This window comes from Flavobacterium sp. PL02 (assembly GCF_035013205.1).
Classification (GTDB): domain Bacteria; phylum Bacteroidota; class Bacteroidia; order Flavobacteriales; family Flavobacteriaceae; genus Flavobacterium.
This window is the reverse complement of record NZ_JAYGJP010000004.1, coordinates 216541-229901: the sequence shown is the minus strand read 5'-3', so window position 1 is coordinate 229901 and position 13361 is coordinate 216541. Positions and strand designations below refer to the sequence as shown.

General features: G+C 28.1%; 11 protein-coding genes. 2 read left to right on the top strand and 9 right to left on the bottom strand.

Annotated elements, in window-relative coordinates:
- Window positions 1–17: 17 nt before the first annotated feature.
- Both SHI72_RS14380 and SHI72_RS14375 read left to right on the top strand, forming a co-directional pair.
- On the top strand, window positions 18–863 hold the full coding sequence (locus SHI72_RS14380) for an AraC family transcriptional regulator (protein WP_323490390.1): 846 nt from the start codon (window positions 18–20) through the stop codon (window positions 861–863).
- A gap of 229 nt (window positions 864–1092) precedes the next feature.
- Window positions 1093–1827 carry a tyrosine-protein phosphatase gene (locus SHI72_RS14375; protein ID WP_323490389.1) on the top strand — a complete coding sequence of 245 codons (735 nt, stop codon included), beginning with the start codon at window positions 1093–1095 and terminating at the stop codon, window positions 1825–1827.
- A 96-nt stretch (window positions 1828–1923) separates the two neighbouring features.
- Here SHI72_RS14375 and SHI72_RS14370 read toward each other — a convergent pair whose 3' ends face one another.
- The 9 genes from SHI72_RS14370 to SHI72_RS14330 all read right to left on the bottom strand — a co-directional run bounded on the left by SHI72_RS14370 (window position 1924) and on the right by SHI72_RS14330 (window position 13297).
- Complete coding sequence (locus SHI72_RS14370; protein ID WP_323490388.1) at window positions 1924–4284, bottom strand: GumC family protein; 2361 nt, start codon at window positions 4282–4284, stop codon at window positions 1924–1926.
- Between the two features lie 7 nt (window positions 4285–4291).
- The gene (locus SHI72_RS14365) at window positions 4292–5056 is read right to left on the bottom strand and encodes a polysaccharide biosynthesis/export family protein (RefSeq protein WP_323490387.1); all 765 of its coding nucleotides are present in this window, start codon (window positions 5054–5056) and stop codon (window positions 4292–4294) included.
- A 27-nt stretch (window positions 5057–5083) separates the two neighbouring features.
- Window positions 5084–5782, bottom strand: coding sequence for a WecB/TagA/CpsF family glycosyltransferase (locus SHI72_RS14360; protein ID WP_323490386.1), 699 nt, complete (start codon window positions 5780–5782; stop codon window positions 5084–5086).
- 98 nt (window positions 5783–5880) lie between these two features.
- Window positions 5881–6936 (bottom strand): glycosyltransferase family 4 protein, encoded by a 1056-nt coding sequence (locus SHI72_RS14355; RefSeq protein ID WP_323490385.1) that lies wholly within the window; start codon window positions 6934–6936, stop codon window positions 5881–5883.
- 214 nt (window positions 6937–7150) lie between these two features.
- Window positions 7151–8554 (bottom strand): hypothetical protein, encoded by a 1404-nt coding sequence (locus tag SHI72_RS14350; RefSeq protein ID WP_323490384.1) that lies wholly within the window; start codon window positions 8552–8554, stop codon window positions 7151–7153.
- 30 nt (window positions 8555–8584) lie between these two features.
- Complete coding sequence (locus SHI72_RS14345; RefSeq protein WP_323490383.1) at window positions 8585–9556, bottom strand: glycosyltransferase; 972 nt, start codon at window positions 9554–9556, stop codon at window positions 8585–8587.
- Complete coding sequence (locus tag SHI72_RS14340; protein ID WP_323490382.1) at window positions 9557–10696, bottom strand: polysaccharide pyruvyl transferase family protein; 1140 nt, start codon at window positions 10694–10696, stop codon at window positions 9557–9559.
- Window positions 10697–10769: 73 nt separating this feature from the next.
- Window positions 10770–11789: a nitroreductase family protein gene (locus SHI72_RS14335; RefSeq protein WP_323490381.1), complete on the bottom strand. Its 1020-nt coding sequence runs from the start codon at window positions 11787–11789 to the stop codon at window positions 10770–10772.
- Entirely contained in the window at window positions 11786–13297 is a 1512-nt protein-coding gene (locus SHI72_RS14330) for a lipopolysaccharide biosynthesis protein (protein WP_323490380.1), read from the bottom strand. Before SHI72_RS14330 ends, SHI72_RS14335 begins: the two co-directional genes overlap by 4 nt.
- Between the last annotated feature and the right edge of the window lie 64 nt (window positions 13298–13361).

Here is a 13361-nt window from a genome sequence, read left to right as displayed (position 1 = left end):
AAATTAATCATCAGTATATGAAACGTTTTAGTAGCTATCATTCCTTAAATGTATTTAGATTACAGCTCGACGAATGGGAATTTCCAACACACAAACACAATTTTTATGAATTCATTTTTATAGAGAAAGGAAGTGGTAATCACATTCTAAACGAAACCATGTTCAATTATAAAGAGGGAGATGCCTTTTTATTAAGACCAGAAGATTCCCATTCTTTTGAGATAGAGGAAAATACAAGCTTCATTTTCGTAAAATTTACAGAGCAACTTTTTATAGAAAAACTTGAAGGAGGCAAAACTGCCAAATGGATGGAAATAATTAAAGTTCTTTTACAAAATCCATCTGCTGTAGATGGAACTTTGATAACAGATGAAGAAGATAAAAAACATATTTGCAACTTATTGAAAATACTATTAATTGAATTTTCAAAAAAATGTGCCTACAGTCGTGAAGTTGTATTAGAGCTTTTTGGCGCAGTAATGATGATGGTTGCAAGAAGCCATTCTACTTCTAAACACGGGGATCAATGCCCTAGTAATACAGAACTTGATAAGCTAAATCAAATATTAGGTTATACCCGTCTACATGCGTTAGATGCTGAAAAAATGCGTATTGAAAATATAGCAGAGTTATTTGCCATGTCCCCTAACTATATTAGTATTTATGTAAAAAAACACAGTGGAGTTTCTATTCAGCAACATATTATTCAAACAAAATTAAAAGCTGCTGATCAATTACTTAAAAATGGGCGCCATAATGTAAATGAAATAGCTGCCAAATTAGGATTTACAGATGCAAGCCATTTTAATAAAATATATAAAAAATATAAAAAAGTAAGTCCTACCGGATTCATGAAACCATGATAGATTTTTACAATCTTAAAAAGTCCAAAAAGTGTTATTTTGTCCTAAATCAGGAGAATTATGTTTTTGACTTATTTAATAAAATAACTAAATAAACTTACCTTTGCGACACTGCTTTATATTCTAAATGAGAGTTTTACAAATAATTAAAACCTTTTTTTATCTCAAAAAACAATTGCTCAAATAGTGAATATTTTAAAGTTCTATTCAAAAAATACACCTATTCCATATGTTTTCATTATTTAAATCCCGTTATTATTTAAAAGATTTAATACCTAATCATTATATTGATATTCATAACCATCTCTTACCTGGAATTGACGATGGGGCTAAAACAATCGAAGAAACTAAAATGCTTATTTCAGGCATGAAAAAAATCAATATTGCAGGTGCGATAGCTACACCGCACACTTTTGCTAAATATTGGAATAATACTCCCACAAGTATAAAAACCGCATATAATGTTGCTATAGAATCTGAAGAAGAAAAATCTTTTTTAAAAGGATATGCTAGTGAATATATGTTAGATAATACTTTGATCGAACGATTGAGTAAAGAAAATCTTTTATGCTTACAGGATTCATACATTTTAGTAGAACTATCACTTGTAAGCTGTCCATTAGACTTGTATGAAATGCTATTTGAATTAAAATGCAAAGATTATAAAATTATAATAGCGCATCCTGAACGTTACTTTTATTTTCATAAGCATATTGATAAATTTGAAAAATTAAAAGCATTTGGTGTTTATTTTCAGCTTAATTTATTGTCGTTAACTGGCTACTACGGCAGGGAAGTTCAGAAAACTGCTGAACGTTTAATCGAGAAAGATTTATATGATTTTACAGGTACAGATATCCATAATGAAGAGCAAATGAACCAATTTTCAACTGAATCAATTTACTTCAATAAGAACAAAATTGGTGATTTGATGCAGAAGAATAATATCTTTTACAGGGATTAATTTCTCTTTATCATGTTCCAATTATAGCTTAAAATAAAAAAGGTCCTCATATAAATGAGGACCTTTTCGGTTAAAGCATATTTAATATAGATTCAACTACTTCTTAAATAAACGCTTAAATAACGTTTTCTTTTCAACATATCTGCCATAACCATAATTATGACCATAATTATACCCACTGGCAATATCATTAATTACATACCCCATATTATTGAGTTTTTTGTCTTCATTAAGTTTACTAGAATAAGAAATTAATTTTTTCTCCGTCATTCCTGAGCGTACAACATACAAAGTAGTATCTGCATATTTAGAAATAATTAATGAATCTGAAACTAATAATGTAGGTGGCGTATCAAAAACTATAATATCGTACAGTTCTTTTATTTCATTTGCAAAAGTTGTAAATCTTTTACTCGATAATAAAAGTATCGGATTAGGTGGTATATCTCCAGATAACAATACATCAAAAGAAAAATCGTTTGTTTTATTCTTATAGAGTAAATCCTGCCATTCCAATGAACTGTTATGTAAATAATTAGATAATCCTTTATTATCAAGTTTAGATTGATCTAAATGTTTATGTAATTGTGGGTTTCTTAAATCTGTACCAACAATAAGTATTTTTTTACCTAATTGAGCAAGAGTATTAGCTAAATTAAATGATACAAAAGTTTTCCCCTCGCCTTTAATAGATGAAGTAACAAAAAAGATTTTTCCTTTTTTAGTATCATCAAATGGAGTAATAAATTCGGTGTTATGAACTAACGTTCTAAACGCTTCCAATACTTCTAAATTAGCTTCATTATTTTCATTTTTATTTTCTTGTAATGAAGGTAATTCTCCAAGAATAGGGATATGATAGTTTATTTTTTCGATATCATTAGTACTGTATATCTTATTGTCAAATTTAAAAAGCAGATACAAAGCGCCAAATGGAATAAATAAACCTAACATTAAGGCCATCAAAAAGACAAAACTTGTTTTGGGATAGATAGGAATATTATTTGTTATGGCATAATCTATAATTTTGGTATTAGGTACCGTAACAGCTAGATTAATAGAAGCTTCTTCTCTTTTTTGAAGCAATAATAGATATAAGTTTTCTTTTAGATTTTGCTGACGTTCTATACTACGTAATACTTTTTCTTTTTCGGGTAACGTCGAAAAAGCACCATCTGCAGTTCGCTGAGCTAATACACCTTGATTACGAGTAGTTTCTAATTGTTGCTTGTAGCCTTTTATAGAATTTATAATATTATCTTTTTGATTCTTGAGAGAACTTAACACAACTTGAACTGATGGGTTATTGCTACCAGCACTCGTTTGTAGTTTTTGATATTCTAATATTAATGTATTATATCCTGCAATTAACTGATTTATAGTGGCATTTTGAACTCCAATATCAGCAGGCAAAAGATCAAAACCAGACTGTTTAAATAAATTATCCTGAAGTAGTTTTACCAATAATAATTGAGATTCTACATCAAAGAGTGCTTGTTCCTTGTCTGACTTTATTTTTATACTCACTCCAGCATCTTCTTGAATAAAACTTAGATTGTTGCTTGTTTTGTAGTCCTTTTTAGATATTTCTATCGCATCTAATTCTTGCTTTAAATACACAAACCTATTATCAACAAAATCAATTGTTCTTCGGGAAACTTGTTGGTTATCCTTAATTCCATCCTCTTCAAATACTTTAATTAAATTATTCAAGATAACTTGAGCGTGTTGTCCATCAGAATTTTTTAAAACTAACGAAATGATATCACTATCTTTCCCCATTGCAGTTACCTGTACTGCTTTAGTTAGCTCTAATGTTGCTACTCTAATAGGCTTTAAAATTATCTGATACGTATTGTCAACAAATGAGTTTATACTTTCATTCGCAGATGGCTGGATTGTAATCGGGAAATTAGGAAGCGGTTTATTAAGCCAATATCCTTTAGTTTTCAATGTCTTTCCTGAATCTGTGTCTAAAATTGTATATCCTGTTTTAGTAATACTTATGTCATACCGTATTATATCTGATAAACTATCTTGTGGTAGCGCATAATTGATAACAAATGGTGGATTAAAATTTATTTTAGAATTTATTTTTCCTTTTGAAATATAAATTACATTCAATTTTAAATTCTGCACTACTTGTTCAGAAAGACGATATGAGTTAAAAAGAGCAATTTCATTTTCTAAGTTAATAGCAGATTTACTAAATACTTTGGACATGTCCAGAGAAAAATTAGTGTTTTTTTTATCATCTATAAGCTTAACTTTCGCTTCTGTTGTATATATAACATCAGCATAACGCAAGAATGTAAATGCGATTATTAATGAAAGCAATATTGAGCCTAAAAACCAAGGCCAATAGCGCAAATATTTTTTAAACGCCTCAGTAATATTTATTGAGCTTTCATTTTCGTCTAAGCCCAAAAAACTATTTTTGTTTGTATTTTTATTCATGTCTAAATTATCGTGTTAACAAAATAACAGTGCTTAATACCAATGAAGCAATCGTTAATATGGTAGCTGCATTTCCTATATAGCCTGATGATTTTACTTTAGAATTATTAGGATTTACGACTAGTACATCGTTCTGTCTGATAGTATAATCTGGATTATTCATCCAATCGGTCGTAGTAAGATCTAAGTGCTTAATAGTACGTATCCCTAATGCTTCTCTAATAAGTATAATATCTTTTCTTTTACCATTAATAGTTAAATCTCCTGCATATCCTAGAGCTTGAGGTAAAGTAAGGTATTGCTCTGTAAAAGAATATGTTCCTGGTTTATTTACCTCTCCTAGTACTGTAACTTTAGCATTTAAAAGACGAATGCTTACCGTAGGATTTATCAAATGACCTCCTACCTCTAATACATTCTTTAGCTCTTGTTCCAGCTCAGAAGTACTTTTATTGACTACAGGAATTTCACCTAATACAGGAAAAACAATTGTGCCTTGCGGAGATACTAAGTATCCTTGCAATTTTATTGTCTCAATATTAGACATACTGTTAGAACCTAATTGTTGAATATTATAAGGAATAACTGTTTCTGGAACTTTTGCTCCCACAGTAATACTTAAAATATCGTTTGGTTGTATTAATGAACCTGCATACTCAATACTACTTGATTTGTAATCAGCACTGTCTTGAAAATATAAAATGTCTTTTTTGGAAGCACAGGATTGCAAAAGCAAGAGAATGGATGCCAGTGCGTAAATGTATTTATTCATGATTTTATTTATTTATTTATTTATTGTTTAAAGCTTATTAAACTGGAGTAAAGCAAAAAATCGAATTAAATGAATTTGTCTTTTTATGCGTAAAGGCTGACATACTAAGCGATAAGCCCATTCTAGATTATTATTTATCCACCATTTTGGTGCTCGTTGAACATGGCCAGTAAATACATCAAAACTCCCGCCTAATCCTTGATAAGTTGCTTTATGTCTCTTTTGAATTTCTTCCATGAGCAATTCTTGCTTAGGAGAACCCATTGCTACGAAAACAATATCAGGTTGTTTCTCGACTATATCTTTTATTAGATTTTCTTTTTCTTCATCCGTTTTTAAAAAACCATTTCTGTAATTTAAAATCTGAATCCCTGTAAAATCTTTTTTTAAATTTGCCACGGTAGCTTCAATTACTTCATCTTTTCCTCCAACTAAATAAAATGTTTTAGTAGTATGATATGCAGCAATTATGTCTAACCAAAGTTCGCATCCTGGAATTTTTACTGCTTTTTTAAAACCTTTTTTGCGAAGTGCCCAAACCGCTCCTATTCCGTCAGGATATCCTAAATTTCTGTTTATAATAGAGCGACTTTTATTAGTTGCATGGAGTATTTTTTCTGCGTTTACTGCAACTAAAATTTTATGATTAAAAACAGCATAATTTATAAGTTCAATTCTAGATTGAGGAGCATAAATATTAACACCATTTGAAAAACTTGATTCCATAAATTAAAATTAATTATGTGATTATTATGTTATCCAGTAACTATCTGGATTGATTAATAAAATATGTTGTACCTGTTTTTTTAATTGAAAGCTTTGTTCTAGTTTAAATAAAATTCGATATCAGTTTCAATTTTATTCACAACTGAACTAGCCAAAAAACGATTAATAGCATATTGGTGATTAAATAAAGCTGAGTTCTTAGTTTTTTCAGAATCTAAAATGTATTTTTCTAATTCAAAGGCAAATGATTCCGGAGCTAAATCAGCTACTAAACTGCCCATTTTTTTTGTATCAAAAAAATCATTTAGCCCTCCGACAGGCCTTGTTATTATAGGCAAACCAAATGCCATTGCTTCTAAGACAGATGTTGGCATTCCTTCACCGTAAGTTGGTAAAACATAAATGTCAGATTTACTATATTCCTTAGCTACATCCATTCCATGTAGTGGTCCCGTAAAGTTTACATCTTTGATATTCTTTTTATTGACAAATTCTTTAGCCTCATTCAATAAACCTCCTGATCCTACTATTGTTAATGTGAGCCAATCATATTTTGTTTTTAATATGATAAATGCATTTATAGCTATTAGTATCCCTTTTTCTTTTTCGATTCTTGCCAAAAAAAGAATGTTTGTTACTTTTCCAGTCCTTTCATTAATATTAAAGTCTTTTATTAATTTATCATCTACTTTAGTAGTTGTTAATAAAATCGGACATGTAATTCCCATTTCTAATAATTGCTCTTTAAATGAAGATGACAATACATATATGAATGTGGATTTATTATAGACAAATTTAAAAAGTGATGGTTTTTTAATTATTATTCTAGCGTATTTTTCATCCCATCCATGTATAAAAGTTATTACATCAATCATTAATATTTTTGCGAGTAGTAAGTACAAACCATCACGTATAATTTGATATCTTCTAAGCGATGGATTTATAATTACTACATCTGGTCTTTTAAAAATTAGCTTTAAAATATATTTAATTAGATCATAAAAAAAAGTGATATAAGCCGGAATATTTTCTCTTTTACCATAATACTCGTATTTAATAGTATTATCCCATAAATTATTTAGTCCTAAATAATGATTTGCTACACCTCCAAGCAATTTGGGATGTGGTGAAATAATTAAGATGTTTTTTTTCATTTTTTGTAAAATTGGGTAATACTCAGGACTTAAAATACTGTTAAGCATTTCAAATAGAAGGATATGATATTTTGAATTCGACCATCTAGATTTTCAGAATAGTCTATAATTTTATATGATGAATATGACTTTATAAAGTCAATTAGATTTAATGCAAAGAGTATTCAATTACTAGAAATTGTTTTAGTATGTGTTTTAGTTTAAACTATCGATATCAACTAAAACTATATAGTTTAATTCCGTCTAATTTATTTCTAAATACTACTCCTAAAATCCACATATAAGAAATTGAAATTGCTCCAAGAATTGATGTTTCAAATGAATAAGTATAATAATCGATAAGGACAATAATTAAAATTAGTATACTAGTTAGATAGAGATGCTTACTCTCAATATCATTCTTAATATTTTTGTTTTTTATTAATATCCAGAATAAATTAATAAATATGGAAGTGTAAAAAAACAATCCTAAAAAACCAACTTGCAAAAGCATTTGTAGAAATCCAGTTCTTGCACCATACCCAACACCATATAAGCTTTCAGTAATCTCATCTGAAGTTTTATCCTTTACATCATCATTAAAACCGGATTTTACTAAATGTCCAGCTCCAAACCCAAAGAGAGTATTATAGCTTTCTTTAGATAGCATTAAATTTACCAAATAAGCAGGTGCTTCACTTCTCCCAATGTTATCTTCTATACGCCCTCCAGATGTATATTCTTGTGAGTATACTACAATATATTCAAGGTCAAATGAGCCTCCAATTTTATTTTCTGGATTTAATGAAGGGATAACTCTTGCAGAAACATAAAATATCATGCATATTGATATTAGAGCAATAAAAAGCTTCTTTAAAATATTTATTTGTCCATCCTTAAATTTGACCATTAAAAAATAAAGTGCCAATAAATAAATAAAAGGGAAATAGGCTATAGTAGCCCTCTTTCCTCCTGTTAATGAGAAAAGAATAAACCCTAAAACTGCTACTAAATATATTTTTTTTGAAGTCAAAAAGTATCCAACTATACAGTATGCCCCTCCTAAAAGAGCTATTACTGTAGTTATACTTCCTCCTCTATTAGCGATAGTGCCGATAAATTCTTCGGCAATACTTCCTAAAACAACGACCTTTATTATTCCTGCAAATATTTGTGAAACATATAAATAAATAATGAGTTTAGTTAAAAGGTTAACCTGTCTTGTAGAAAAACTAGAATTTATTAGTATGTAGAAAAATATGATGACAGGTAAATAATCTCTAAAAAATAATGCAAGTTGCACTATTTCAAGATTATTTATAATATACGATACAATCGAGACTATAATGAATCCTAAAAAAAGCCATAGAGAAGGGAATCTATAAACTTTTTTTTCAGAGAAAAATGCCTCTAAGAATAGTAACAAAAATAAAAACTCCATCATTAATTTTGTCACCGTAGGTGACATTCCTAACAAATCTAGAGTTCCTCTGGAAAACGAAACAAAGAATAGGAGACCGTAAATTAAATCTCTCTCTGTTTTATAATTTTGAAAAAACCATATGATTACTGGAATAACCGAAAGATAACAAAGTATCATTAATGGATGCTCCCCTACAGTAAAATGTACTTGACTCATAAGTCCTAAAAATTTTAAAAGCTTATATTGTTAAATCCTCTTATATTGAGGTATAATTTTTTTAGGAAAAAAGAATAAAAAAGCAATCCAAATTGAAAGATCAGATGAAAACTGATAAATTAATCTTTCAAAAAAATATTTTATTTTATTAGCTTTACTTTTAATAGTTAATGTATGCATGATTGATCTAGTTATTAAAATTAACATGCAGACTGATAAAACGATCCATGAATTATAAAAAAGTATTGCCAATAGCAAAAAGATTGCTGAATAATTTGACCGAATAAATCTCTTTATAACATAAACATCTAATAAATGTTCCCTAAGAATTATAGCAGGATAAAGCGTATAACCTGAGAAAAGCATATTCCACATTCGCTTTTCATTTCTATAATCTATAGTATGATGCAAACATATAAGCTGTGGGATTCTAATTATTTTTACATTTTTCTTCCTTAATCGAATTGCTAAGTCTAAGTCTTCATTTACTTTAAATTTAGAATTCATCCCTCCTACTTCAATCCATTTTTCTTTAGTTATCATAAAAATCCCTCCATTTTCAGAAAGTATTTCGATATCCTTTGGGATAACGTTTGTATAAGTTCGAGGAGATTTTGTTATAAAAGTTCCTTTATCATCATAGAAATAATCATCTAGATGTCCAGTTACATATTCTGAAACTAATCGATTTTTTTCATTAAAAATGTATTTAAAAAAATCTTGTTGAATTTCCATGTCACCATCCACAAAAAAAAGAATATCACCGGTGGATTCATTAGCTCCAATATTTCTGGCAACGGCAGCATTACATTGCCCAATAACTTTAAAAATTTTTATATTTTCATAAATCAAAGCTCTTTCAATGCTATCATCTGAAGAATTAGAATCAACATAAATTACTTCGAATTTAATTTGGCTAGAATCAATTATTTTATAAATACTTTCCAAGCATTTTGTCAACCTCCATCCTTCATTCTTTCCAATTATTATTATACTTATCATTTAATTAAGATTATCTAATAAAAATTTAGTCGACTTTTCTCTTTCCTCTTCAAGTATTAAGTTTACTTTATCCCAATCTATTTTTTTAGATAGCAATATTGGATCTATTTTTTCTGAATCTAATACAAATCTATCTTCGAGGCCAAACTTTTCGAGTAAAGATTGAAATCTGCTTAAGCCTCTTCTTTTGTTTCCTATAGCGATGAATGGTTTATTAAATAAAATAGAAAACACACATCCATGAAACGAATCTGTAATCACAAATTCAGCATCATCAAAACCTTTAAGCCATTTTGTTACTGAAGGAAAAACTACTTCATCTAAATTATTAATTGATTCTTTAGTGAATTTAGTTTTAGGCATTATTGAAAAAGGCGTAAGATTTAATTCTTTACTTATTTGTTCGATATAATTTTTTTTAATTCCTGTGGTATCTAAAAAATACGACATTAGTTTGCCCTCACTAATTGACTCATTCTCATCTGTTATTAGTTTTTTATAAACTTTTACATCTAATAGCATAGTTGGATCTAAAACTTGCACAGCATTAACACCTAGATGCTCTTGACATAATTTAATTCCAGATGATTCTCTTACAGATACAGAATCAAAATTACTCGCTAGTTTTGAAATCAAGCTTCTTTTATTTTGATCAATTTCAAATTCAGATGTGCCAAAAGAAGCTGCATAGGAGATTCTTTTAATGTTTTCAAATTCTATCGCAAAATCTAAAAAATAATTAGTAATACAGGGAGAATAATCTTGCCTCCATACTTGATCACTTCCCACAATAAATGCATCAAAATCTAATTTTTTCAGATTATTCATGCCTTTTGTATCGTATATTTCATGCGTGATTGGAAAGATGAACTTCGATTTAAAATGACTTATTTTGCCATAAATGTATCTGTATTCAAATTCATTCATTGATAATGGAATATCCTTCTTAGTAGTTATATGTCTATAAAAAATATTTTTTACTAGTTTTATTAATTTTGGTTTAACTCCAGGTTTAGAATATAATCTATTAATTATCCAAGTATCATGTCCTAAGCTTTTTAATTTTTGCTGTAAAGCAAAAGCTTGTAGTAATCCTCCATAATTATTAAGTAAAGGCTGGGTAAGAATTCCAATTTTCATTTATAATATTTTTTTGTAAATTAAATTGTCGTCCTGCTTTGGTAAAAAAAGCATTGTGACTAAAATTAAAATGCTAGATATTTTTATATTTATAGATTTCATCGAGGTCTCTACGTTGAGATAATGTAATCTTAAAATCCTCTTTTGCAATTCCGATAGGAATCATACAAATAATTTTTTCTGATGCTGGAATATTAATTACACTTGAAAGTTTTGCTTCATCCTTAGAGGTTTTACCCCAATTTGCTGGACAATTTGCAATTTGATAAAAATGTAAACAGTATAATAAGTTCATTAAAAAAATTCCACCATCTATGTATAATTGATTTCTTTCTCCAACGGAAAAAAAGTAATTTCTATCTGATGAAACTATTAGTAGTTGGTTTACATTTTCTGTATGTCCTGTAAAACCATTTTGGATTGATAAAACTTTATCAATTTTAACTTTGTCTTGTAGTAAATAAACCTTAGAACTCTGTCTATTACAAACAGAAGGAGCATTTAATGCCAGAGAAATTGCTTTTTCTATTAATTCAGTATCAATTAATTCTCCTGTAAAATCTCTTATACTCTTTCTAGATGAAGAAAAATCATAAAAGTTACTCTGATTATGCATATAAAAATCATCTTTTTTATACTCGATAGCACCACTAAAAGATTTATCGTAGGCATCTGATAGAATTTTTTTATAAGAGGAATATTGTTCCTGACTAAAATAATCATCAATCTTCACATCAATTTTTAGGTGAAATTCATAGTATTCACACATTACTTGATATGCAACTCTTATTTGAGAAAGATTAGATTTTTTTATAACAGTTGCATCATTAAGGAAAATGTGCAAATTTTTAATTCTTTCTTGAGCAAAACGAGGTCTAATTTTTTGATATAGAAGTCCTTTTTCAACTGAATGATAATATAGAATGATTTTGGCTTCTTTTTTATTAAAATTATCTACCTTAAAAACATTAGAATATTTATAATATAGTTGAAGATCAATGATGTAATTTAAAAGTAATTCTTTAAAATTTATTACAAATGAAATACTATTTGCTCCGAATATTTGCTTAATTATTTTTTTTAAGGATATCATTTTTTATTGAATATATATTTAGAAATAAGAATTTTTTCTTGTTTTTCTAAACCAATAATGTAAATTATTAAAACACATATAAAAACTATAAAGCTAGATTTTATGAGGAAAAGCATAAATTGATTTTCTATGCTTAAAAAATGTAAAACACTAATTATTAAAAAATTAGATAAAGCTGTCACAACAAAAATTTTAAATAAAACTCTTTTTACAAACAATGTTATATTAAAACTTAGCATTTTTTTTAAAAAGAATAGGCGAAAAATTAGAGACAGAATATTAATCGAAATCATTACATAAAATACCACTACAGGGTCTTTGTACAACCTAATGAAAAAGTAAGATATCGGTAAGGATAGAAAAATTAGAGATCCAATAATAATTTGGTACCATTTAATTTTTCCTGTTGCTTGTGATCCTGTTATTAAAGGTCCAGAAATGCAATCTATCAATAAACTTATTAAACAAAGAATTACAAATATTGAAATATATTCAGGTGTTTTTTTAAGCCAAAATTCTAATATAAAATCTATATTATATACTATTGGACAAACAATTAAAAACATCAAAAAATAGGAGAACTTAGAGCTTTGAAAGATTAACTTTTTGCTTTGTTCAATATTTCCTTGAGCATAATTTTTAATAATCTGCGGATTAACAGCCATTTGGAAATTAGTAACAAATAAACTAACTGCCGATTGAACTTGAAGCGTAATACCATATGTAGCATTTAGTACCGTTCCAAAAAATAGATTTAGAATAACGTTTATACCTTGACCTCTGGCAACTGAAGCAATGTTTCCGAATAAATTCCATCCTGAATAAGCAATCAATTTATGATATAATTCTTTTTCAAAATAAAACTGATACCTACTTTCTGAATAATATCTCTTACAATAAATTTTGTGAGACATTCTTATAATAAATGCCACTAAAAATAATAATCCAGCATATAAAATCAGTTTATCGAAAGAAAAGATAACAAGTAAATAGACTATTATCAACTTCAAAATAACTTCTACAAAACTCATAATTGCATAAATTCCCATTTTTTCACGGGCGATAATTAATGCATCATATGGTACTTGTATTATTCCTAAAAAAAAAGTAAAAATTGAAAACTGATATACCCAATTAACTGCTGTCATTCTTTCTGCGGGCAAATTCAGCGTATTATTTACAAACCAAAGCCCAAATGTCTCGGCTAATACTAAAATTAAAAGACCTATGATTATATGTATGTTTAACGTTGCATTAAACGTTTTCTTTAATTGCTCTGAATCATTTTTGCCAATATCAAAAGACAAAAAACGTTGTGTAGCCGAGGTCATTGCGCTATTGAAAAAACCAAACAAAGTTATGATTCCTCCCACTACACTATAAATACCGTAATCTTCTACCCCTAATGTATTTAAAATTATTCTGGAAGTATAAAGAGTTACTCCCATTGTAAAAAACATTCTTATATAAAGAAATACGGTGTTTTTTGCTATAGTTCTGGAATTCAATATTTTGGTTTTTAAAATTCTATTCTTAGACTTCTCCTTTTAAATTAATTTATTAAGGAGATCA

What these genes read in the sequence shown, in the direction of transcription:
- SHI72_RS14380 (WP_323490390.1), top strand. Translation starts at nt 18, where the DNA reads ATGAAACGTTTTAGTAGCTATCATTCCTTAAATGTATTTAGATTACAG.
- SHI72_RS14375 (WP_323490389.1), top strand. Translation starts at nt 1,093, where the DNA reads ATGTTTTCATTATTTAAATCCCGTTATTATTTAAAAGATTTAATACCT.
- SHI72_RS14370 (WP_323490388.1), bottom strand. Translation starts at nt 4,284, where the DNA reads ATGAATAAAAATACAAACAAAAATAGTTTTTTGGGCTTAGACGAAAAT.
- SHI72_RS14365 (WP_323490387.1), bottom strand. Translation starts at nt 5,056, where the DNA reads ATGAATAAATACATTTACGCACTGGCATCCATTCTCTTGCTTTTGCAA.
- SHI72_RS14360 (WP_323490386.1), bottom strand. Translation starts at nt 5,782, where the DNA reads ATGGAATCAAGTTTTTCAAATGGTGTTAATATTTATGCTCCTCAATCT.
- SHI72_RS14355 (WP_323490385.1), bottom strand. Translation starts at nt 6,936, where the DNA reads ATGAAAAAAAACATCTTAATTATTTCACCACATCCCAAATTGCTTGGA.
- SHI72_RS14350 (WP_323490384.1), bottom strand. Translation starts at nt 8,554, where the DNA reads ATGAGTCAAGTACATTTTACTGTAGGGGAGCATCCATTAATGATACTT.
- SHI72_RS14345 (WP_323490383.1), bottom strand. Translation starts at nt 9,556, where the DNA reads ATGATAAGTATAATAATAATTGGAAAGAATGAAGGATGGAGGTTGACA.
- SHI72_RS14340 (WP_323490382.1), bottom strand. Translation starts at nt 10,696, where the DNA reads ATGAAAATTGGAATTCTTACCCAGCCTTTACTTAATAATTATGGAGGA.
- SHI72_RS14335 (WP_323490381.1), bottom strand. Translation starts at nt 11,789, where the DNA reads ATGATATCCTTAAAAAAAATAATTAAGCAAATATTCGGAGCAAATAGT.